The following is a 22,093-nucleotide window of genomic DNA, read 5'->3' as shown; positions in this document are numbered from 1 at the left end:
CCGTACCGGTCACGTGGCGTCCGTGGTGCGCGTGTGGAGCGTTCCGTCGCTCCAGATGTGCTGCACCGCGCCCCACTCGGCGACGCTGCGCACATCGGGGAAGAACCCGGAGCCGAGGTCGTTGGCGCTGGTGTTGCACAGCACCGGCACGCCGCTGAGCTTCGCGTAGTGCCGCAGCAGGGCGTGGATCTGCGGGTTCTGCCGGGCGTGGACCGTCTGGAGGCGGGCGGTGCCGTCGAGATGGCAGATCGCGGGCAGCAGCCCGACCGCCTCCGGCCGCACCCGGTGGTCGTACAGCATGTACGGGTCCGGGGTGCCGGGCTCGAAGAAGCGCGGCGCGTCCTCCTCAGCGCAGATCGGCGCGACCGGCCGGTACGACTCGCGGCGCTTGATCCGGTTGAGCAGGGTCTTCATCTCCGGTGAGGTGGGCGCGGCCATGATGCTGCGGTTGCCGAGGGCGCGCGGGCCGAGTTCGGCGCGGCCGTTGAGGACGATGACCGGTTGCTGCGACTCGTGCAGGAGCCGGGCCAGCTCCGCGAGGGTGCAGTCGCGGGCGGTCCAGCCGACGGCGTCCCAGGCGCGGTCGCGGATCGTGGGGCCGCTGTAGACGTCCCAGTCGATGGACTCGTGGCCGTGCCGGGCGACCAGGTCGCTGCACACGGCGCCGATGGCGCTGCCCGCGTCGTTGGGGAACGGGGGTATCCACAGCTCCGTCAGGCCGCAGGAGCGTCTGATGGCGCTGTTCCACTTGATGTTCAGGGCGCAGCCACCGGCGTAGCAGAGGGTGCGGGGTCCCCTGTCCAGCTCGTCCAGGCGCGCGGCGAGGGTGCGGACCAGCACCTCCTCGAGGAAGCAGTGGAAGGTGGTGAGGATGTCCTCGTCGCCGAAGCCGCTGGCCTTGGCCCGGAAGACCAGTTTCAGCAGCAGGGCCCGCTCGAAGGCGAGCATCTGGTCATGGGTGGTCACCGGCCCGTGCCGGGCGGTCTGCTTCTCGAAGACGGCGTGGAAGCTCGCCAGCAGCGCCGGCTGTCTGCGCCCCTTGGCGATGTACGCCATGTACTTCCCGGCGAGCGAGAGGTCGTTGGGGCGGTAGTCCTTGTAGGGCTCGAAGTTGGCGGCGAAGTAGGTGTAGATGAACCCGCTCAGCGGGAAGAGGTGGCCCAGACACTCCAGCTTGCCGCCCCGGTCGTAGTGAAAGAGCTGAGGGAACGACATCCCGTCCCAGGTCAGCACGTACGACGGCTCCCCGCGTGCGGCCATCGGGCTGGAGCAGTACGACGAGAAGACGTGCCCGGCGATGTGGTGGTAGCTGGTGTACTCCCGCTCGAAGTAGGGGCTGAACAGCGCCCGGTCGGCGAGCGGGTTGGCGTCGGCGCGGTAGAGATGGCCGTACTCGGCGACCTCGAAGGGGACCGCCTCGCCGCCCAGGGTGACGGTGAACGGTGTGGTGTGCCAGCCGTCGACGACGAGGGAGTCCACCTCGCCCCAGTCGTAGCCGACGCCACGAAGCAGGTCCGTCAGCTCGCCCCGGGACAGCCGGAATTCCGAGTAGCGGGGATTGTTGTCGATCTTTTCCATTTCATGGCAGCTGACGAGGCGATTGTCCTCGAATAGCGCGACGCCGCCGTCATGGCTCAGCTTGATGCCGACCGATACCGTTTTTTGATTACGCATGGCCTCGAATCTCGTTGTCCCATGCTTCGTGGCCCGCGGCCGATGCTGCCGACGGGAATTGCGGCCATCCAAGGGGGCGCAAGCCCTGGAACCAGACGGTGCCGCCATGCAGCACGGAAACCGATGCTACCGGCGGCATTGCGACCGTTCAAGGGAGCGCAAGTCCTTGAACAGGCCCTTGGACAAGTCCGCGGACCAACCCATGACCGGGTCCTTGGACAAAGTCGTTGCGCAAGTCTTCGGGCAACTCCCTGAACTACCCTGAACTACACTGTTCAAGCATGTTGAAAACACGTCTCGACTTAGCTCGAATACAGGCGGCCCGTCAAGCGATCGACCCGCTTTTCCTCGACTCCCCGCTCTACCCCTGTGTCGGTCTGGGCACCGAACTGGGCTGCGCCATGAGCCTCAAGCTCGAAACCGTGAATCCCGTGCACAGCTTCAAGGCGCGCGGTACGGAGATCATCGCGAGCCGGCTGTCCGCGAGCGGGCTGAGCGCGGTGGTGTGTGCCAGCGCGGGCAATCTCGGCCAGGCCCTCGCGTGGTCGGGGCGCGGCCGGGGCATCGACGTCACGGTGGTGGCGTCCCGGTCGGCCCCCGCCGTCAAGCTGGAGCGCATCCGGGCCCTGGGCGCCGATCTGGTGCTGGTCGACGGGGACTACGACGTGGCGTGCGAGCGGGCGGCGGCCATCTCCCGTGAGCGTGGTGTCCCGCGCGTCGAGGACAGTGTGGACCTCGGGACCTGCGACGGCGCGGCGACCATCGGCGTCGAACTGGCCGCCGCCGCGGGGCGGTTCGACGCCGTCCTGGTGGCGCTCGGCACCGGGGCGCTGGCCAGTGGCGTCGGGTACGCGGTGAAGTCGCTGGCGCCCGGGACCGAGGTGATCTGCGTACAGCCGCAGGGCGCACCGGCGATGACCCGCTCCTGGCACGCCCGGAGCGTACTCACCACGGAGTCGGTGGACACCATCGCCGACGGTGTGGCGGGGCGGGTCCCGAACCCGGACGCCCTGGCGGACCTCCTGGTGGTCGCCGACGACGCGGTGCTGGTGGAGGAGGCGTCGATCAAGCGGGGGATGCGGCTGCTGCTGGACCACGCGGGTCTGGTCGTCGAACCGTCGGCGGCGCTGGGCGTCGCGGCGGTCCTGGAGGACCGGGACCGCTTCGCGGGCAGATCGGTGGCGACCGTCGTGTGCGGTGGGAATGTCGACATGGAGGCGTATCTGGGGTGGGTGGGGGTCGGTCCGGTCCCGCTGGTCACGGGGGCCGCCGTAAGCGGCTAGGAGGCGCTGCCCCCCAGCGGAGGAGGATCGCCCTCCCGCGCCTCTTGGTGGTCGTCCCACCAAGAGGCGCGTTCCGTCAGCGGGGCCGGCTCTCCGCCGTGGCCGCCTCGGTCGGCCGCTCCTCGGTCACGGTCGCCTTGCGGGTGCGCGAGCCGCCGATCACCACGGCGGTGAGGACACCGGCGAGCAGACCCCAGAAGGCGGAGCCGACCCCCAGCAGGGTCACTCCGGACGCGGTCGCCAGGAAGGTGACCGCGGCGGACTCCCGCCAGTCCTCGTCGGCGAGCGCCGAGGACAGGGAGCTGATGATGGTGCTGAGCAGCCCGAGTCCCGCGATCCCGGCGATCAGGGGCTCCGGCAGGGCGATGAGCAGGGCCGCGACGGTGCCGCCGAACGCGGCGATGATCAGGTAGAACACCCCGACCCAGACGCCCGCGAGGAAGCGCCGGTCGCGGTCCTCGTGTGCCTGGGGGCCGGTGCAGATCGCCGCGGTGATGGCCGCGAGGTTGAGCCCGAAGCAGCCGAAGGGGGCGAGCAGCAGGTTGGTCGCGCCGGTCCAGCCGATCAGCGGGGAGACGGGGACGTCGTAGCCGTCGTTGCGCAGGACCGCCACTCCGGCCAGGTTCTGGGACGCCATGGTCACCACGAACAGCGGCAGTCCGGCGCCGACGATCACCTGCCAGGAGAACTCGGGCGCGGTGAAGACCGGTGCGGCCAGCGCCAGATCCACACCGCCGAGGTGGACCGTGCCGGACAGCGAGGCGGCGACGGCGCCGGTGGCGAGGGCGGCGACCACCGCGTACCGGGGCAGCCACCGGCGGCACAGCAGATAGACGGCGAACATGGGGAACACCGTGCCGAAGCTGCCGCGCATCGCGCTGAACAGCTCGGTCCCGAAGCTGACGAGGATCCCGGCGAGCAGACCCGACGCGAGGGCGACCGGGATACGGTCCATGACCCGGGCGAACCATCCGGTGAGGCCGCTGATGGTGATGAGCGCCGCCGACACCAGGAACGCGCCGACGGCCTGCGCCATGGTGGCCCCGACCAGTGCGGTGGCCAGCACGGCGGCGCCCGGTGTGGACCACGCGGTGACCACGGGAGTGCGGTAGCGCAGCGACAGCCCTATGCTCGTCAGGCCCAGGCCGACGCCCAGCGAGAGCATCCACGAGGCCAGTTCGTCGGCGGAGGCGCCCGCGGCCTCCGCGGCGGTGAACACGACGGCCGCGGAACTGGCGGTGCCGACCAGTACGGCGATCAGGCCGGCGACGACGGCCGAGGGGGGAGCCGTTTGCCGCGCCACATGAGACAGCGACTTCATAAGTCCGCGATCATAGCGGAGCAGATGTGCCCCTCCGCCGGTGCCGACGGCCTGGTGACGGGCGTGCCCCGGCCCGTTCCCCGCCCGTTCCCGGTCCGCTCCCCCGGTCCCGCCCGGCGCCGCGCTCCCCGCCTCGCGTTTCCCGCCTCACTTCACGGATGGTGGCGCACATGTCCGAACCGTCGCTGTACCTCCGCGGTCTCGCCTACACCGTGGGCGACGCCGTGCCGCTCACCGACATCGAGGAGGGCGATCCGGAGCAGGTGCAGGTCTTCACCCGGCTCGGTCTGCGCGACTTCCGCAAGAGCCCGCTGAGCCTGCCGGAGCTGTGCCGCCGCTCGGTCGGCGAGACCATGCGCACGAGTGGCGCCGACCCGTCCGGGATCGGCGCGGTCCTGCTCGCGCCGACCGTCAACTCCATTCACGCGGTGGGTCTGGACTACCCCGAGGTGGCGCGGATCCTCGGTGACCACAACCTGGTCGACGCCAAGCTGTACGGGGTCACCCTCAACAAGTGCTCCAACCTGTCGGCCGCCCTCGAACTGGGCAGCAGTCTGCTGCGCGCCAACGACTACCCGGAGGTGCTGATCGTCGTCGGCGACAAGTGCGCCCGGGACCGCGACCGGTTCATGGACTCCGCCGAGTCCATCCTCAGCGACGGCGCTCTGTCGTTCGTGCTGTCGAAGACCGGCGGCGACTACGCGCTGCGGCATCTGGCGACGAGCGGCGACCTGTCCCATCTCACCCGGACCTACGGAGTGCTCGCCTTCGTGGACAACTCCGTCAAGCACCTGGGCCGGCTGTGGCGGGCCATCCCGCCGGAGTTCCCGCCGGAGAAGATGGAGAAGGTCTTCAGCGGCAACTACAACATGCTGATCCAGCGCGGTCTGATGCGGGAGCTGGGCACCGGCCGGGACAGGTTCTACCTCGACAATCTGGCGCGGCTCGGGCATGTCTTCTCCTGTGACGTCCTGATCAACCTCATGGACTACGCGGCCTCGGCGCCCGTGCCGTCCGGGGCGACCTTCACCTGTCTGACGGTGGGCTACTTCCGGTGGGGCTGCTTCGTCCTGGAGAAGTGCTGACCGGCACCACGCGGCCGGGGGCCCTCACAGCTCGGTGTCGGCGATGATCTCGCGCATGATCTCGCTGGCGCCGCCCGCGATGGTGTCCAGCCGGGTGTCCCGGAACAGCCGGGCGATCGGCGCCTCATCGAGGTAGCCGTGTCCGCCGAAGAGCTGGAGGCACTGGCCGGTCACGTCCACGGCCAGCTCGGTGGCGCGGAGTTTCGCCATCGCGCACGCGGACATCGCGGGCCTGCCCCGGCTGTACAGCCAGGCCGCGTGGTAGGTGAGCTGGCGTGCCGCCTCCACCTGGCTGATCAGCTCGGCCAGCCGGTGCCGTACCATCTGGTGGCTGGTGAGCGGGCGGCCGAAGACCTGGCGTCCGGCGGTGTACCGGCGGGCCAGTTCGAGCGCGCGGTCGGCCTCGCCGATCGCCAGGACGGCCGCCGCGACCCGCTCCAGCTCGAACGCCTTCATGATCCATACGAATCCGGAGTTCTTCCGTCCGAGGAGACCGCCGTCGGCCACCCGGACATCCTCGAAGCGCACGGTCGCGGTGTCGGAGCAGTGCCAGCCCAGCTTCTCCACGGGGGTCCGGGTGACGCCCGGCGCCCGCGCGTCGATCACGAAGAGGGAGATGCCGCCGGGTCCTGGGCTCTCGCCCGTCCGGACGGCGGTGACGAGGAAGTCCGCGGTCATCCCATTGGTGACGAACGCCTTGGTGCCGTCGATCGCGTATCCGCCGCCCGGGGTGGGCCGGGCCGTGCAGGCGAGGGCCGACACATCGGAACCGGCCTGGGGCTCGGTGATGGCGAGGGCGGCGATCATGTCGCCCTCGACGGCGGGCTTGAGGTACGCCAGCTTCTGCCGGTGGTCGCCCGCCAGGTGCAGATACGCGGTCGCCATATAGCTGTGGACGGACAGCGCGCCGCGGAAGCCGCCGCTGCCGAGCCGCCCCAGTTCCTCCAGATAGGCCACCGAGTGGAAGAACGGCAGCTCGGCGCCGCCGTAGGCGCGGGGGTAGTGCGGCCCCAGCAGCGCTTCGTCCGCGAACAGCTTCCACACCTCGCGCGGGATACGGCGCTCCGCCTCCCAGGTGTCCAGCCGCGGGGCGATGTGCTCGTCCAGGAAGCGGCGCGTGCGCGCGCGGAACGCGTCCGCCTCCGGGGAGAAGTAGATGGAGTCCACGCTCACACCCGTCGCTCGTCTCGGGCCGGGGCTCCCTCGCCGGACGCGAGGGAGGGGGTCGTCCGGCGCTGACGCCGAAGCCGTCAGGCGCTGGTGCCGTACAGGAACCTTCGCGCGTTCGTCTCGAAGAGGCCATCCTGCTGGGCCGGGGTCAGGTGGTCGCGCATCTCCTCGATCTTGGCCCGCAGGCTTCCGGAGAGGTCGAAGAGCGGGGCGTCGGACCCGAAGAGCACCTGGTCGGGCACCTTGGCGCAGCCCTCCAGCAGCAGGTGCAGGCCGGGGCCGGAGAGCTGGTGGAAGGAGGAGATGTCCGCGTAGAGGTTGGCGGGGTGCGCCAGCAGCAGCCGGACGGTCCCCTCCAGGTCCCACACCATGCCGTGGGCCAGCGCGACCCGCAGATCGGGGAAGCGCCGGACGATCCCCTCCAGACTGTGCGGGTAGCGCCGGGAGGTGCCGAGTCCGGGCAGCGAGGGTCCGGAGTGGGTCAGCACCGGGACGCCGTGGTCGTTGCAGTGCCGCCAGAGCGGCAGCAGCCGTTCGTCGTCCAGTTCGAAGCCGCACGGCGGATAGAGCTTGACGCCCTCGCAGCCGGGCTCCGCCGTCCAGCGCTTGACCAGGGCCAGCGCCTCCGGTCCGCGCGCCGGGTCGAAGCCCGCGAAGAACGCCAGGCGTCCGCCGGACGCCGCGGTGACCGCCGCGTGATGCTGGTGCACCTCCTCGATGGACATTGGGGGTTCGCCGAGCGCCGGACCGAAGTCGGCGATGAGCAGCACCGACTTGGTGATGCCGTAGGTGTCCATCTGCGACAGCAGCCGCTTGCCGTTGCGGTCCGACAGATAGAGCCGCACCGTACGCCGGACCCGGTCGTCGTCGCCGATCGAGTCGGCGATGCCCGCGACGAACCCCGGGGAGATACAGCGCGCGTCGGCCAGGTGCACATGGATGTCGATCACGGGTGCCCGTCTCCGGAGTCGTGGGGGGGGCCGCCAGGTCACCCGGCCGCGGCGCGATGGAGCGTCGGGAAGATCTCCGGGTCGCTGTAGTCGGGGAGACCCTTGTCCGACCTCCGGCAGATGAGGTCGTGGGAGTGCTGGTAGGCGGGCTTCGCCCCGCCGAGGAAGCTGAGATCGCGGTAGCGGTTCTCGCCGTCCTGGAGATGCACCGACAGGGCGCGCCTCGGCTGGTCGGAGACATTGGGGTAGCTGCCGTGGATGGTGTAGCAGTCGTGGAAGCTGACCTGGCCGCGCCGGAGTTCGAGCGGCACCTCGATCAGTTCGTCGCCCTCGCTGTTGATCAGCTTCGACTTGATGTAGTCCTGGTTCGTCTCGTCGAAGGTGACCAGCGCGTGGTTGTTGCGCCAGCGGTGGCTGCCCTTGATGACCACCAGGCAGCCGTTGCGGGTGGAGCAGTCGTGCAGCGGTATCCAGGCCGTGATCATGCGGTCGGAGCGGCAGGTCGGCCAGTACCGCTTGTCCTGGTGGAACCCGGTGACCCCTTCGTGCTGCGCGGGACTGCTCGCCGGTGCCTTGTAGATGAGCTGGTCCTTCCAGGATCTGATCTCGTCGGCGCCGGTGAGCCGGGCCGCGATCGACGCGACGACGGGATGCCGGGCCAGCGCGCGCAGCGCGAGGCTGTGGAAGGAGGCGTAGCCGTCGGCGCGGCTGCGGGTGCGGTCGGTGAAGGGGACGCCGAAGTGGGGGTCCACGCTCGGGTCGTCGCTCCAGGGGAAGCGCTCGTCGTACTCGCCCCGGTAGAGCCGCTCGCTGCCCTCCAGCGCGGCGGCGATCAGGTCGTCGCTGAGGATCTTCGGTGAGACGTAGTAGCCGTTCTCCCGGTAGAAGGCGATGTCCCGCGCCGAGGGCATCGGCGTCCGCGCGTCGGGTCCGTTGTCCTGGCTGTCACTCATGACCGGCTCCCGTCACAGATCCCGCAGCCGTTCCACGAGCGCGACGAGATCGCCGACCGTGGCGACCTCGGACAGCTCGATATGTTCGGCGACCTCGTCGAGTTCCTTGCCGATGCTGTCCTCCAGGCTCAGCAGGAGGTTGATGTATTTCATCGAATCCATCCCCAGGGACTGGAGAGGTGTGGACGCGGACAGTTCGGCCCGGCGCTCCGCCACGTCCTCGCCGAGCATCGCGACCAGAACCCGGAGCACTTCGTCGAACGGTGTCAATGGAGTCGTCATCGGCACTTCCCACTAGGCGTTGCGCGGGGCGCGGGGCGCGGTGCTCGGGCGGTCGACGGCGAGAAAATCGCCGAGAAATGTATCGCCGAGATGTCTATGAGAATTCAGGGAATGAGATCCGTGGAGCCGGGGCTTTGGCGCATCGGCTCCGTCGGCGGTCGTCGATATTACCCGGGGGGTCTGGCGCACTCAATGTTCGGCCGGCGGGCCGCCGGACGGAGCGGGGGAGAATTCCCGGCCGTTTTCCCCCTTCCCTCCCCCGTATGTGCCCTTCCTCAGACAGGCGCGGGAAAGCGGGCGCACAGCTCCCGCACCTCGGCGCGGACGGCGTCCCTCTCCCCGGTGTCGTCCCGGTGGCGCAGGGCGCGGACGAACAGGTCGGCGACCGCGGTCATCTCCGGGTCCCCCATGCCGCGGGTCGTCGCCGCGGGCGTACCGAGCCGGACCCCGCTGGCGCGCTGGGCGGGCAGCGGGTCGTCCGGGACGAGCTGCTTGTTGGTGGCGAGCCCGACCTCCTCCAGGAGCCGTTGCGCGTGCCGGCCCTCCAGTCCGAAGGAGGCGACCGTGTCCACCACGACCAGATGGTTGTCGGTGCCGCCGGTGACCAGCTCCGCCCCGCGCTCGATCAGCCCGTCGGCGAGCGTCCGCGCGTTGGACACGATCCGCGCCGCGTAGTCGCGGAACTCCGGCTCCGCCGCCTTCTTCAGCGCGACGGCGATGGCCGCGATCGTATGCATGTGCGGGCCGCCCTGGAGGCCCGGGAACACGCTCCTGTCGATCCGTCTGCCGAACTCGGCCCGGGACAGCACCAGGCCGCCGCGTGGACCGCGCAGGCTCTTGTGGGTGGTCGTGGTGATGACGTCGAACCCGTGGTCCAGCGGGTTGGGTCCGGCCCCGCCCGCGATCAGCCCGCCGATGTGCGACACATCTGCCATGGTCAGCGCGCCGACCGCGTCGGCGACCCGCTTGAACCCGGCGTAGTCCAGATCGCGCGGGAAGGAGGAGTGACCGCACAGGACCAGTTTCGGGCGGACCTTCTCGGCGATGCGCTGGACCTCGTCGAAGTCGATGCGTCCGCTCGCGTCGGCCTTGTAGCGGTGGAAGGAGAACACCCGGGCCATGTGCGAGACGGGAGAGCCATGCGTGAGGTGACCGCCGTGGGTGAGGTCCATCGCGAGGATGGAGTCGCCGGGTTCGAGAAGGCCGTAGTACACCGTCTGGTTCATGGCCGCACCGGACAGTGCCTGCACATTGGCGTGCTCGGCGCCGAACAGCGCGCGGGCGCGGGCGGTGGCCAGCCGTTCGATGACGTCGGTGTAGGTCTGGCCGCCGTAGTAGCGGTTGCCGGGGTATCCCTCGGAGTACTTGTTCGTGAACACAGTGCCCAGTGCGGTGAGCACTTCCGGGTAGGTGTAGTTCTCCGACGGGATCAGTTCCAGCTCGGTCTGCTGGCGGTTCTCCTCGCCGAGGATCGCGTCGAAGATCTCCGGGTCGTACGCGCGTAACCGGTCTCGCACCGCGTAGTCCTCCGTGACGGAAGGGCATCAGGGGCAGGGGGTCGGGGCAGGGGGCGTCAGGACTCGTGCCCGTTCTGGTCGCGCTGTTCGAGGTCGGCGGCGAGCTGCTGCCAGGCGGCGCCGAGGACACGGGCGAGGTTGGCCACCGTGGTGGTGCAGTGGGAGGGGATTCCGGTGGCCAGCAGGGCCCGTTCGTCGGTGCTGAGCAGCCGGGCGTCCAGCAGCCGCAGCAGGACCCGCCCGGTGTCGGTGTACCGCAGGGAGGGGTCGACACGCAGCCGGTTCAGCTCCAGCTCCCAGTTGACCCGGGGCTGGGGCACGGAGGCGTCGGGCGCGGACCGCTTGCGCCTGCGGTGGTGACCGTCGCGGAGTTTGGCGGGGACGGGGTCCCGGCCGTCGCGCACCCGGTCGCGTACGTCCAGCGCGGTCGACGGGGAGATGCCCGCCGCGGCGGCGACCTGCCGCAACGGCATGTCCGGGTTCTCGCGCAGCAACTGGCCCGCCAGGACCCGGCCCTCGGCGCTGGGACCGACGGGCCGCCGCCTTCCGTCGCGGCCCAGCCGTGTGTTCGACTGCGCGGCATCGTCAGTCGAACGCGCCCGGATCGCCCGGACGGTACCCGCCGACAGCCCGGTGACCGATGCGATCTTGCGGTCGGACCAGTGCGGATGCGAGCCGAGGATCCGGTCGGCGGCGGCGGTACGGTCGACCAGGGAGAGCGGCAGTCCATGCCGGACGTTGTGCTGCACGGCCAGCACGAAGGGGTCCTCACCGCCGTCGTCGAAGCACACCCGTACGGTGTCGACGCCGCGCAGCTCCAACGCCCGTACCCGGTGCCGCCCGTCGATGATCCGCATCGTGGCGCGGTGTACGACCACCGGTGGCAGCTGCTCCTCGTCCAGTTCGGCCAACGCCCGGACGTGGTCCTCGTCCTCGCCGTCGAGCCGTGGCGAATCGGCGGACTCCAGCATCCTGATCGGCAGCCGCAAGGGCGCCGACCCCTCCGGGGTCCCGTCCGCGGAACTCACGGGCCGAGCCGGCTCCACGGCGTCCATCGGATCGCCCATCGGATCGACACCGACCAGAGAATCCTGCCGCCGGTCAGAAGTGTGCAGCAAAACCTGCCCCCTCGATTCAAGCGGTCTTCACGCCCCGCCCGTACACGGCCATGGGAACTCCCCGGCGACGGACGATCAATCGATTGCCGACAGCACTCCAGCACTCTAATGAGACCCCGTATCCCTGTCGAACTGACATCCCATGGTGACCAGATAAGCGCAGCCGCCGCGTATGGCCCGAAATCAATTGACGCCATTGACAGGGACGGCCGGTCCGTGGTGGCGCGCTCCGGCGCATACGTCTCGCACGGGCCGTGTATCAGGAGTAATTCCATGCCCCATGCGCCACTTGACCGTCAGGAGCGGTGACGGTCGTGCCCACGCAATTGAATGGTGAATTGGGTATGTTTCCGGCCGCTCGGCCGACTTGTCGATCAGCCGTTGACATCCGGACCCCGGTCGAGGAAAGTCATCGGCGTTGTGCGGCCCGAGTTGTTCGTCGCGAGTTGTTCGTCCCGGCGCCGTATTTCTCGCTCCGCCCGATGGGCTCCGCCCGACTTGTTCCGCCCGACGTGTTCCGCCCGACGTGTTCCGCCCGAGTGTTCTCCGGCCCGGCCTCCCGAGAGGCGCCCGCCCCGTCGCTGCCCACGCCCTCCGGGAGCCCCGTCCACAGAGGAGAGAACGCCATGCCTGCCGGAGACGAGCCCTTGGCGGCCACCGGTGTCGCCGTGCTCGACCCGTTCTCGCTGTACCGGATCGCCGTGCGCCACACACCGGCGGGACGGGCACTGGGCGACGCGACCCGGGCCGGGACGATCCGCCTCCTCACCCCGGTCGTGGCGTTCGCCGTCGCCTGCTCCATGCGTACCTGCTGGGACGAGTCCTGCGACCAGGACCACCGGGACGGCACCGGCGTCCCGGTCCGCCGGTTCCAGGAGCTGGGCGGCACCGAACTCGTCAGCCTCAGCCCCACGGAGACGATCGCGGCCGGACAGCTGTACGCCGCCGCCATGGACCACCGTGTCACGGGCGCCGAGGTGCTCGCGGCATGTCACTGCGCGATCCTGGCCAGGGCGTCGGGGGTACCGGTCATCTCGGCGGCGAGAGCGTCGTACTGTTACGCGACGCTGGACCGGGCGGAGCTGAATGTCCGTGTCGATCTGATCTGACGTGACATGACGTGACGGACGCGACCGTACGGACCCGATCTGACGGACGCGATCTGGCTGACGGGCTCTGATCTGGGCGTCGGCGGCGCGCGACTCCCGGCGAACGGGACCGTATCTCCTCGCGCCCCTCCTTCCCCCGGACCGCGCGGAACTCCGTGCGCGGCCGTAGGCGAGTCGACCGTCACCGATCGCCCTCACCCCTCCACGTGGACCAGGTAGTTGGGAACGGAGACCCCTCTGATGACCACGGAACAGACCACGTCCCTACTCGCCGGTCTCGCCGTCATGGTGCTTCTCGCCAAGCTCTTCGGGGCGGTGGCACGGCGTTTCGGCCAACCACCGGTGATCGGTGAGGTCCTCGCCGGGATCGCGCTCGGCCCCACCCTCTTCGGCGGGGCGATCTCCGACGTCCTCTTCCCCTCCGAGACCCGCCCCCTGCTCAGCGCGCTGGCCGCGGTGGGGGTCGCGGTCTTCATGTTCATCGTGGGTCTGGAGTGGGACGCGGCCCTGATCCGCGGCAGCGGCGCCATCGCGCTCAGCGTCGCGATCTGCTCGATCGTGCTGCCCTTCGGGCTGGGGACCCTGCTCGGCCTGTATCTCACCGACTCCTACGGCCAGGGCGGCGCCCGGACGCCGTTCATCCTCTTCATGGGCATCGCCATGTCGATCACCGCGTTCCCGGTGCTGGCCCGCATCCTCACCGACCGGGGCATGTCCCGTAGCCCGCTCGGGGTGGTGGCCCTGGCCTGCGCCGCCAACGACGATGTCCTCGCCTGGTCGCTGCTGGCCGCCGTGGTCGCCGTCAGCGGCGCGGCGGGCCCCGACCAGTGGCGCATCCTGCTCGCCGTCCCCTTCCTGCTCCTCATGCTGTACGTGGTCCGTCCGCTGCTGCGCCGGGCGGTCGAACGGCGTACGACGCCGCGCCTCACGCCCGCGCTCTTCGCCTGTCTGCTCGCCGGGCTGCTGCTGTCCGCCGCCGCCACGGAGTGGCTGGGCCTGCACTACATCTTCGGCGCGTTCCTCTTCGGCGTGGTGCTGCCGCGCTCCGGCGCCGGGCAGTTGCGGACCGATGTGCACCAGCGGCTCGGGCAGTTGGGCGACACTCTGCTGCTGCCGGTGTTCTTCCTGGTCGCCGGTCTCCAGGTCGACCTGTCCGGCGTCGGCATGGCCGGTCTGGGCGACCTGGGTCTGATCATGCTGGTGGCGGTGGGCGGGAAGTTCCTGGGCGCGCTGGCCGCCGCACGGGTGAACCGGATGCCCTGGCGGCAGTCCGCGGCGCTGGCCACGCTGATGAACACCCGTGGACTGACCGAGCTGATCGTGCTCAATCTGGGCCTGCAACTGGGCTTCCTGGACGCGAGGTTGTACACGCTCATGGTGGTGATGGCGGTGGTGACGACGGCGATGACCGGTCCGCTGCTGACGTGGATACTGGGCCGGCGCGCGGATGGCGGTCCCGCCGATCTGTCGCCGGCCCCGGCGCCGGGGCGGTCGCTGCTCGGCTGACCGCGGACAATGGCGAGATGTCCCGACCGAGAATCCGAGTCGCCGCGTACGTGGTCCGGCAGCGTGTCGTCCCCGAGCTTCTGGTGTTCGACCATGTGGACATGCCGGAGGCGGGCACTCAGGTCCCCACCGGAGGAGTGCGGGCCGGGGAGGGGCTGGAGATGGCGGTTCTCCGGGAGGTCGCCGAGGAGTCCGGTCTGCCGGCGGTGCGGGTGGTGCGTCGGATCGCCGTGGCGGACAAGCCTCACGGGCGATGGGGAGGACGGCGGCCTCGTCTTCCGATGCCGTTTCCTACCCTCCCCCTCCCCCTCGCCCACCCCCTGGCCGACGATCAGGACGCCTGGTTGGACCGCGTCGACCCGGGCTGGCGGACGGCGACCTGAGGTGTCGTTCTCAGGCCGGATGGTGGGACGGGACGGGCATGGCCAGGGTGGTGAGGTCACCGCGGTCGGCGGAGCGGATCGTGACGGGGCGGTCGGGTCCTCTGAGGTCCAGCATCACATCGGGGCCGAGCGCCGTGCTCACGGCGGGATAGAGCGTCGTCGTCTCGAAGTGGATCTGGACGGTGTGAGGGACCGGGACGGCTCCGCCTGTCACGGTGGCCGGTAGCCGAGTACCGGGGCGGTCGTCGTCCGGGGGCCGGATGTCCAGTCCTTGTGCGCAGAGGTGCAGTGCGACGCGTTCGCCGGGGTGTTCTTCCAGGGCTCGCAGCAGCGCGTCCTTGGCGACGGTCACACGGGTGGTGGCCTCGCCCAGGGACGCGAGCATCTGCCGGTGGTCGGGGAACTCCTCGGGCAGCAGTCGGCAGTGCCGGTCGCCCCGTCCGGTCGTACGGAGCCAGATCCCGTGCGGCACCGCCTCGACACGGACCAGCGCATCGCGTCGGACGGTGGGGAGGGCGGTCCGCAGGTCGTCGCCGTCGACCGTGCCGACCCAGGTCTGCTCCGGCGGGCGCTCCGGGACCAGGGTCCGGGTGGACAGCCGGTAGCGGTCGGTCGCCGTCAGGGTGATCGCCTCGTGACCGGCCTCGATGTGCAGTCCGGCGAGTACCGGTATCCCGGGTTCGTGCGCGGTCGCGGACAGGACCTGCTCGACCGCGTCCGCCAGCACGGGTCCTCTCAGCGTGGCGATCAGCAGACCCGGCGCGGGGGCGCCGAGCGCCGATTTGAGGGCGGCGGCCGTCCGCCGTGCCGCCGCCGCGTCGTCGGCGATCCGCGCGACATGGTCATCGAGCAGCCGGATCCTGGCCTCCGCCCCGCCGTCCAGAACCGCCTCGACCGTGGCGAGGGGCATCGAGATCTCGCGGAGCTGGCGCAGCGCGGTCGCCCGCGCCACCTGGGCGGGACTGTAGTAGCGGTAGCCCGAGACGGGATCCGTCTCGGCGGGGGGCAGCAGCCCGGAGTCCGCGTAGAACCGCAGCGCGCTGGCGGTCAGACCGGTGTGCTGGGCGAAGACCCCGATGGGCATCAGTTCGGAACGTGTCACGTCGCCATCATCGGGCTTCAAGCAACTCGAAGGTCAACGGCGAGGTCCTCGCGGGGAGGTGCTTGATGTCCGCCGCCGCCCGGCGTGGCACGGCCCACGCCTTGCCCTGCCGCCCACCCAGGGGGAGCGATCGGGAGCCCCGGGGCACGCCGTGGGCGCCTACCGCACCCGGCCCGTGTCCGCCTCGCCCGACCCGCCGCCGTCGTCCTCCGGGGTATGGACATCGAAGACATTGATGTTGACCTCGACCACTTCCAGGCCGGTCATGGTCTCCACCGCGTCCGTGACATTCGCCCTGATGTCGTTGGACAGCTCCCGGATGGGGACGCCGTACTCCACCTGGACATCGGCGTCGATCGCGGTCTGTTTCCGGCCCACTTCCACCTTCACGCTGCGATCGGCGGAGGATGTGCCGGGCATCCTGCCGGTGACGGCCCCGAGCGCCTTCGCCGCGCCCCGGCCCACCGAGAACACCCCGTCGGTCTCGCGGATCGCGATACCGGCGATGGCCGACACGACTCCGTCCGCGATGGTCGTCGTACCGCGGAGGCCGTCCTTCTCCCGCTTGTTCCTGTCCGTTACCGCCTTCTCACTCTGAGATACGGCCATCGCTACCTCGCAGAAGTCAAAGCTCCGGAAATCCCGTACACAACCCCCTCACCACTGTGCGCCCGCTTGTTGCGTTTCGCCATCAGGGGCCGACGCGTCACCGTCGCCGAGCGGCGCGGAAGGCGGCGCATAACGGGCCCCACCGTGCCCGAGCGCTGATCGTGTCCCGACGCGCCAGGCGCGGCCCATGGCGGACCCGGGGAAGCACCCCACCGCTCAGCCCCTTCACGCCGGTACTCACCGAGGCGCACCCGGCCGCGAGAGCGCTGACGCACTTTTGTGCGCCCCGTGAGTGCGACGTCACGCTGATGAGACGGCGGCGTGTTGAGGTGCGGGTGGGGCATGACGTATCCCGGCAGGTCGTCGGTGGCGGAGTGAGTGCGGGGCACGTGGGTTGTCCGGTTCTCCTTCTGGTGGGGGTTGATGACGGGCTGTCAGGATTCGTGCGGTCGATCCCGCCGCCGGGTCCGTGCCGTTCCGGACCTGCTGTTTCGGCCCTGAATGGCGGTTGAACGGGGAACCAGTGCGTGCCGGGCTCGCCCGGCCAGAGCGAGAGGCAGTGTCCGTTGACTGGAACAGAACACAGGCCCCAGCCCGCGACATCGTTGACGAAGGATCTCAACGACGCCATCGCCGTACCGCCGTGGGAGCTCGACCCGGAGCGACTGCGGGCCGCCAAGGGGCAGTTGGTGGCGTTACCTGAGGACTTCACCGTGTACAAGGCCGGGACGAACATCCCGGTGTGGCGGCTGGAGCCGTACAAGTTCCTGGAGGGACAGGCGCCGGACACGGTCAACCCGAGCCTGTGGCGGAACGCCAAGCTGAACATGTACACCGGTCTGTTCGAGGTCGTGAAGGACGCGGTCTACCAGGTCCGCGGGATGGACCTGTCGAACATCTCCTTCCTGGAGGACCCCACCGGCGAGTCGAACGAGATCGTGGTCGTCGACCCGCTCGTCAGCGAGGAGTGCGCGACCGCCGCGCTCCAGCTCTACCGTCAGGAGCGCGGCGAGGAACGCACCATCTGCGCGGTCCTCTTCACCCACTCCCACATCGACCACTACGGCGGTGTCCTCGGCCTGTTCGAGGACGGCGTGCTGCCCGACGGCGTGAAGATCATCGCGCCGGAGGGGTTCCTGGAGCACGCGATCAGCGAGAACGTCTACGCCGGGAACGCCATGGTGCGCCGGGCCCTGTTCATGTACGGCGCGCTGCTACCGCGCTCGGAGCGGGGGGCAGGTCGACGCCGGACTCGCCAAGTCCAACTCCACCGGCACCACCGGGGTGCTGGCCCCGACGTTCACCGTCAACGCCCTTCGGGCCCAGAAGGGCAAGGTGCACCACTTCGGGCCGGTGAACATGGAGTTCCAGCTCACCCCGGGCACCGAAGCCCCGTCGGAGATGAACTTCTACCTCCCCGACATCGAGACCGTGTGCATGGCGGAGAACGCCACCCCCACCCTGCACAACCTCTACAGCCTGCGCGGCGCCCAGGTACGGGACGCCAAGGCGTGGTCGGAGTATCTGCGGCAGTCCATCGAGTGGTACGGCGACCGCTCCAAGGTCCTGTTCGCCAGCCACTTCTGGCCCCGCTGGAACACGGAGGAGACCCCGAACGCGATCGTCTCGTTCCTCAACAGCCAGGCGGACCTGTACCGCTACCTCCACGACCAGGCGCTGCGGCAGGCCAACCACGGCCGCACCATGCTTGAGATCGCCGAGGATCTCGACACCAATGTGCCCGCGAGCATCGCCGACCGGTGGTTCAACCGGGGCTACTACGGCACCGTCAACCACAACCTCAAGGCCGTCTACCAGCGCTATCTGGGCTGGTTCGACGGAAACGCCGCCCATCTGCACACCCTGCCGCCCGAGGAGGTCGGCCCCCTCTACGTCGAAGCGCTCGGCGGTGCGGACCGGGTCGTGGAGATCGCCCGGGAGGCGTTCGAGGGCGCGACGACGGCGACCCAGTACCGGTGGGCGGCCGAGCTGCTGAGTCATGTCGTCTTCGCCGACCGCGACAACCGCGAGGCCCGCACGCTGGAGGCCGACGTCCTCGAACAGCTCGGCTATCAGGCCGAGAGCGGCCCATGGCGGAACTTCTACCTCGCCGCGGCCTTCGAACTGCGTCTGCCCGACGACGGCATTCCCCCCGGCGCCCCGTCCCAGCCGATCATCACCCCCGCGGTGCTCGCCGCGATGCCGCTGGACATGCTCTTCGACTACATCGGCATCCGCCTCAACGGCCCCGACGCCGCGGAGACCGTCCTCACCATCGGGTTCACCATCACCGGGGGGCTCTCCACCGACCCCGACCAGGTCACCGTCCAGGTCCGCAACGGCGTCCTCATCTACACCCCCGCCACTGCCGACGGGGACACCGCCGACGCCACCTACACCATCACCCGCGACGGCCTGAACGACCTCGCCCTCGGCAACACCACCCCCGGCGAACTCGCCACCAACGGCGACCTCACCGTCGACACCGGCAGCCTGGACCCGCTCAACACCCTCAACGACCTCCTCGACACCTTCGCGTACTGGTTCAGCCTCACCCTGCCCTGACCCAGGTGGGCACACCCGTCGGCCACCACCGTCACCCCAGGGGAGAACCACATATGAGTGCCGTCGTCATCGTCACGGACACCAGCTTCAGTTCCGACGTCCTGAAGTCCAAGCTCCCGGTCCTCGTCGCCTTCCGCGCCGAGTGGAGCGCCGTGTGCCGGGCACTGGATCCCGTCCTCGCGGACACCGCGAAGGACTTCACCGGCCGGCTCACCGTCGCCCGGCTCGACATCGACGAGAGCCCGCAGACCGGACCCAAGTACAACGTCACCGCCATCCCCACGTTGCATGTCTTCAAGAACGGGCAGATCGTCGCCACGCGCGTCGGCCCGGCCACGAAGGCGAACGTCGCGGAGCTGGTCAAACCCCATCTGTGACCCACGCCCGGCGGGGAGCGCAACCGGTGTTACCCCGGCCCTGGGGCAACGGTGTTGCCCCAGGGCCGTCCGTCCGGTTGGCGTTGCGACGCGCCCCCCTCCTATGACCCATGTCACACACAACTCCTGTCAGCAATCAGGGCGCCGCTCCGCTCAATCACCAGGAACAAGCGAGCCGAGCCGACAGGAGCCACACATGAGGCATCGCATCGTCGTTCTGGGCGCCGGATATGCCGGGGCCTTCACTGCCGGGACCCTGGCCCGTCGGCTGTCCCCGGCGGACACCGAGATCACCGTGGTCAACGCGGTGCCGGACTTCGTCGAGCGGATGCGGCTGCACCAGTTGGCGGCCGGTCACCGGGTCGAGCCCCGGAAGCTGTCCGATGTCTTCGCGGGCACCGGGATACGGCTGCGGGTGGCCCGGGTCACCGCAGTCGACCCCGGGCGGCAGGTCGTCGCCGTGGCCGACCCGGACGGCGGCGGCGAACTCGCCTACGACACCCTCCTCTACGCGCTCGGCAGTCACGGCGACGACCACGGTGTCCCCGGCGTGGCCGAGCACGCCTTCGACATCGCCGCCCGGCCCTCGGCGCTGCGTCTGCGGGAGCGCCTGGACGGCCTGGGCAGGCGGGGCGAAGGCGGCAGTGTGGTGGTCGTCGGCGACGGACTGACCGGCATCGAGACCGCCACGGAGATCGCCGAAGCCCGGCCCGGACTGTCGACCACGCTGGTGGCCCCCGGTGAGCTGGGCGTCCGGCTCTCCGCCGGAGCCCGGCGCCACCTGCGCCGGGCCTGCGACCGGCTGGGCATCACCGTCGTGGAGCACACCAGCGTCGAAGCCGTCGAGGCGATGCGCGTGCTGAACGCCGACGGCACCGTCCTGGCGTCCGACGCGACCGTGTGGACGGCCGGGTTCGTGGCCGGTCCGATCGCCGCCGCCGGTGGGCTGGAGGTCATCGCGAACGGTCAGATCGTCGTCGATCGCACCATGCGGTCGGTGTCCCACGCGAACGTCTACGCCATCGGCGACGCCGCCCATATCACCGGCGACAACGGCAGGCCGCTGCCGATGTCCTGTGCCTCGGCGGGCTACACCGGCAAGCAGGCCATCGCCGCGATCGTCGGCCGCCTGACCGGTCATGAGGTCCCGCACACCAAACTGGTCCATGTGCTCCACCACATCAGCCTCGGACGGCGGGACGGCATCCTCCAGCCGATCGACGGCACGGGGCGGGCGAAGCCGAAGCACATGGGCGGCCGGAAGGCCGCGCGGATCAAGGCGGCCATCATCAGGACATCGCTGTGGGGCACCTCGCACCCGACGTTCGGCCTGCCCCAGCGCAAGCACCGCCTGACCGTCACGCCGGACGCACCCGCCACGCAGACAGTGGCCTAGGCACCTAGGGTGGTCCGCGTGGACAGCACCGCCAGGGATCACTTCGGCACCCACCGGTTCGAGGCGAGCCGGAACCGGCTGGCCTCGCTGGCGTACCGGCTGCTGGGCTCCGCCGCCGATGCCGAGGACACCGTGCAGGACGCGTTCCTGCGCTGGCAGGCCGCCGACCGGCAGCGGATCGAGGTGGCCGAAGCATGGCTCACCACGGTGGTCACCCACCTGTGCCTGGACCGGCTCCGCTCGGCACAGGCCCGCCGGGAACGGTCCGTCGGCGCCTGGCTGCCCGAACCGCTCCTGGACGGCGACCCGATGCTGGGCCCGGCCGACACGTTCGAGCAGCGTGAATCGGTCTCCCTGGCCGTGCTGCTGCTCATGGAGCGCCTGTCACCCCATGAGCGGGCCGTGTACGTCCTGCGCGAGGCGTTCTCCTACAGCCACGCCGAGATCGCCGAGATCCTCGGCCTCACCGAGTCCGCGAGCCAGCAGCACCTGCACCGGGCCCGGCGCCGTATCACCGCCGCGCGCCGTGGCGACGGCGAGGCCGACCCGGCGGCGGCCCGCAGGATCGTCGAGGAGTTCCTCGCCGCCGCCTCCTCGGGCCGCACCGAACGGCTGGTGGCGCTGCTCACCGACGACGCCGTCGCCATCTCCGACGGAGCCGGGCTGACCGCGACACTGCTGCGGTACGACACCGCATCGCGCGTCGCCGCCGTCGCCCGAGCCGGTTTCAAGCCCACCCCGGCGAAGCGGCGGCTCGCCGGGGGGACACCCGCCGTCCACTACGCGCTCGTCAACGGCGCCCCCGCCCTTCTCTTCGTCCGGGACGACCAGGTCGTCGGCGCCGTGACCTTCGACATCACCGACACGAGGATCGCCACCGTGCGGGGGATCGCGGCGCCCGTGCGCCTGGGGCGGCTGTCGGAGGCGTGGGGGCGGCATGAAGCGGGGGCGCCGATCGTCGGCGAGTGGTGATGAGCCGACGGTCCATCCACCCGCCCCGCCGTAGCTCACGCCAGGACGAACTCGGACAGCGCGTCGAACGGAGCGGAGCCCTGACCACCACTCCGGGGACTCAATGTGGCTCAGCGGACCTCACAGATTGTCGCCCACACTGTCTGTGAGGTCAGTGGCGGAAGAATCCCTTGGGGTCGGCCAGGTAGCGGAGGAGGTCCGGGTCTTCCTGGAGCGGGAGGAACTCGTTGTAGATCAGCCAATCCGGACCAAGTTCGGCGCGAAGGCGGCCGAGCACTTGGTACACCGCCTCGTTGAAGTCTTGACACTCCTCTTCACGCCACGGCCCCGGTGCATTGGGGTTGCGCCAGTTCAACGATGTGTCAAAGCGATGCATCAACCTAAGCAGGACCTCGCGGAGGTCGTCGCTGATCGGCAGTCGGTCCAACTCGATCGCGTACCCCCACACCGCCTTGTCCTCGGGCGTGGCCGCCCAAAGGACTACGCCTGATCTTGGGTCGAAGAAGAACCTCGCTTCGGGCATGGCGTCACCCTCTCGATCCGTATCAACTCAACTGACCACCAAGGTACTTGCCGGGTCTGACACAGCAGCCCCACGGCGCCGACTCCGCGGCCCGCCCCGACGCATGACCTCGGGCTCCGCCGCACCGACCGGCACCTGCGTTCCCCTCCCGCTGACCGCCGTGTCACGGGCCGTCTCCCTCACGAAGGGGATGGGGGC

Annotated in this window: 20 protein-coding genes and 1 pseudogene; 10 read left to right on the top strand and 11 right to left on the bottom strand. The window is 70.0% G+C overall.

Annotated elements, in window-relative coordinates; translation table 11 throughout:
* Window positions 1–9: 9 nt before the first annotated feature.
* Complete coding sequence (locus tag AB0D49_RS26320) at window positions 10–1,674, bottom strand: carbamoyltransferase N-terminal domain-containing protein (RefSeq protein ID WP_362761681.1); 1,665 nt, start codon at window positions 1,672–1,674, stop codon at window positions 10–12.
* A gap of 281 nt (window positions 1,675–1,955) precedes the next feature.
* Here AB0D49_RS26320 and AB0D49_RS26315 point away from each other — a divergent pair, with 281 nt between their 5' ends.
* Entirely contained in the window at window positions 1,956–2,957 is a 1,002-nt protein-coding gene (locus AB0D49_RS26315) for a pyridoxal-phosphate dependent enzyme (protein ID WP_362761679.1), read from the top strand.
* A gap of 76 nt (window positions 2,958–3,033) precedes the next feature.
* Here AB0D49_RS26315 and AB0D49_RS26310 read toward each other — a convergent pair whose 3' ends face one another.
* Window positions 3,034–4,278 (bottom strand): benzoate/H(+) symporter BenE family transporter, encoded by a 1,245-nt coding sequence (locus AB0D49_RS26310; protein ID WP_362761677.1) that lies wholly within the window; start codon window positions 4,276–4,278, stop codon window positions 3,034–3,036.
* A gap of 170 nt (window positions 4,279–4,448) precedes the next feature.
* Between AB0D49_RS26310 and AB0D49_RS26305 the strand changes: the two genes are divergently transcribed.
* Window positions 4,449–5,363, top strand: a complete 915-nt coding sequence (locus AB0D49_RS26305) for a hypothetical protein (protein ID WP_362761675.1) — start codon at window positions 4,449–4,451, stop codon at window positions 5,361–5,363.
* A 24-nt stretch (window positions 5,364–5,387) separates the two neighbouring features.
* Here the strand turns inward: AB0D49_RS26305 and AB0D49_RS26300 are convergent, their stop codons facing one another.
* The 6 genes from AB0D49_RS26300 to AB0D49_RS26275 all read right to left on the bottom strand — a co-directional run bounded on the left by AB0D49_RS26300 (window position 5,388) and on the right by AB0D49_RS26275 (window position 11,263).
* A complete protein-coding gene (locus tag AB0D49_RS26300; protein ID WP_362761673.1) occupies window positions 5,388–6,536 on the bottom strand; it encodes an acyl-CoA dehydrogenase family protein in 1,149 nt (382 codons plus the stop codon).
* Window positions 6,537–6,613: 77 nt separating this feature from the next.
* On the bottom strand, window positions 6,614–7,483 hold the full coding sequence (locus AB0D49_RS26295) for an amidohydrolase family protein (protein WP_362761672.1): 870 nt from the start codon (window positions 7,481–7,483) through the stop codon (window positions 6,614–6,616).
* 38 nt (window positions 7,484–7,521) lie between these two features.
* A complete protein-coding gene (locus tag AB0D49_RS26290; RefSeq protein WP_362761670.1) occupies window positions 7,522–8,436 on the bottom strand; it encodes a phytanoyl-CoA dioxygenase family protein in 915 nt (304 codons plus the stop codon).
* A gap of 12 nt (window positions 8,437–8,448) precedes the next feature.
* Window positions 8,449–8,718: an acyl carrier protein gene (locus AB0D49_RS26285; RefSeq protein WP_362761668.1), complete on the bottom strand. Its 270-nt coding sequence runs from the start codon at window positions 8,716–8,718 to the stop codon at window positions 8,449–8,451.
* A gap of 275 nt (window positions 8,719–8,993) precedes the next feature.
* On the bottom strand, window positions 8,994–10,235 hold the full coding sequence (gene glyA / locus AB0D49_RS26280; protein WP_362761666.1) for a serine hydroxymethyltransferase: 1,242 nt from the start codon (window positions 10,233–10,235) through the stop codon (window positions 8,994–8,996).
* A 56-nt stretch (window positions 10,236–10,291) separates the two neighbouring features.
* Window positions 10,292–11,263, bottom strand: coding sequence for a ParB/RepB/Spo0J family partition protein (locus tag AB0D49_RS26275; protein WP_362761664.1), 972 nt, complete (start codon window positions 11,261–11,263; stop codon window positions 10,292–10,294).
* A 716-nt stretch (window positions 11,264–11,979) separates the two neighbouring features.
* Here AB0D49_RS26275 and AB0D49_RS26270 point away from each other — a divergent pair.
* The 3 genes from AB0D49_RS26270 to AB0D49_RS26260 all read left to right on the top strand — a co-directional run bounded on the left by AB0D49_RS26270 (window position 11,980) and on the right by AB0D49_RS26260 (window position 14,351).
* On the top strand, window positions 11,980–12,462 hold the full coding sequence (locus AB0D49_RS26270) for a hypothetical protein (protein WP_362761662.1): 483 nt from the start codon (window positions 11,980–11,982) through the stop codon (window positions 12,460–12,462).
* Window positions 12,463–12,702: 240 nt separating this feature from the next.
* Window positions 12,703–13,968, top strand: coding sequence for a cation:proton antiporter (locus AB0D49_RS26265; RefSeq protein WP_362761660.1), 1,266 nt, complete (start codon window positions 12,703–12,705; stop codon window positions 13,966–13,968).
* Window positions 13,969–13,985: 17 nt separating this feature from the next.
* The gene (locus tag AB0D49_RS26260) at window positions 13,986–14,351 is read left to right on the top strand and encodes an NUDIX domain-containing protein (RefSeq protein WP_362761658.1); all 366 of its coding nucleotides are present in this window, start codon (window positions 13,986–13,988) and stop codon (window positions 14,349–14,351) included.
* A gap of 10 nt (window positions 14,352–14,361) precedes the next feature.
* Here AB0D49_RS26260 and AB0D49_RS26255 read toward each other — a convergent pair whose 3' ends face one another.
* Both AB0D49_RS26255 and AB0D49_RS26250 read right to left on the bottom strand, forming a co-directional pair.
* Window positions 14,362–15,453: a MerR family transcriptional regulator gene (locus AB0D49_RS26255; protein ID WP_362761656.1), complete on the bottom strand. Its 1,092-nt coding sequence runs from the start codon at window positions 15,451–15,453 to the stop codon at window positions 14,362–14,364.
* A gap of 159 nt (window positions 15,454–15,612) precedes the next feature.
* Complete coding sequence (locus AB0D49_RS26250) at window positions 15,613–16,062, bottom strand: Asp23/Gls24 family envelope stress response protein (protein WP_362761654.1); 450 nt, start codon at window positions 16,060–16,062, stop codon at window positions 15,613–15,615.
* A gap of 827 nt (window positions 16,063–16,889) precedes the next feature.
* Here AB0D49_RS26250 and AB0D49_RS26245 point away from each other — a divergent pair.
* The 5 genes and pseudogenes from AB0D49_RS26245 to AB0D49_RS26225 form a co-directional block, all read left to right on the top strand.
* Window positions 16,890–17,171, top strand: a pseudogene (locus tag AB0D49_RS26245) (MBL fold metallo-hydrolase); the annotation flags it as partial.
* Between the two features lie 175 nt (window positions 17,172–17,346).
* Window positions 17,347–18,627 (top strand): alkyl sulfatase dimerization domain-containing protein, encoded by a 1,281-nt coding sequence (locus tag AB0D49_RS26240; protein ID WP_362761652.1) that lies wholly within the window; start codon window positions 17,347–17,349, stop codon window positions 18,625–18,627.
* 53 nt (window positions 18,628–18,680) lie between these two features.
* Entirely contained in the window at window positions 18,681–19,004 is a 324-nt protein-coding gene (locus tag AB0D49_RS26235; RefSeq protein ID WP_362761650.1) for a thioredoxin domain-containing protein, read from the top strand.
* A gap of 196 nt (window positions 19,005–19,200) precedes the next feature.
* On the top strand, window positions 19,201–20,400 hold the full coding sequence (locus AB0D49_RS26230) for an FAD-dependent oxidoreductase (protein ID WP_362761649.1): 1,200 nt from the start codon (window positions 19,201–19,203) through the stop codon (window positions 20,398–20,400).
* An 18-nt stretch (window positions 20,401–20,418) separates the two neighbouring features.
* On the top strand, window positions 20,419–21,372 hold the full coding sequence (locus AB0D49_RS26225; protein WP_362761648.1) for a sigma-70 family RNA polymerase sigma factor: 954 nt from the start codon (window positions 20,419–20,421) through the stop codon (window positions 21,370–21,372).
* A gap of 151 nt (window positions 21,373–21,523) precedes the next feature.
* Here AB0D49_RS26225 and AB0D49_RS26220 read toward each other — a convergent pair whose 3' ends face one another.
* A complete protein-coding gene (locus AB0D49_RS26220; protein WP_362761647.1) occupies window positions 21,524–21,895 on the bottom strand; it encodes a hypothetical protein in 372 nt (123 codons plus the stop codon).
* Window positions 21,896–22,093: the final 198 nt, after the last annotated feature.

The sequence above is a fragment of the Streptomyces sp. NPDC048290 genome (assembly GCF_040652095.1).
GTDB lineage: Bacteria > Actinomycetota > Actinomycetes > Streptomycetales > Streptomycetaceae > Streptomyces.
The sequence above is the reverse complement of the archived record's forward strand: the minus strand, read 5'-3'. Positions and strand labels throughout refer to the sequence as shown.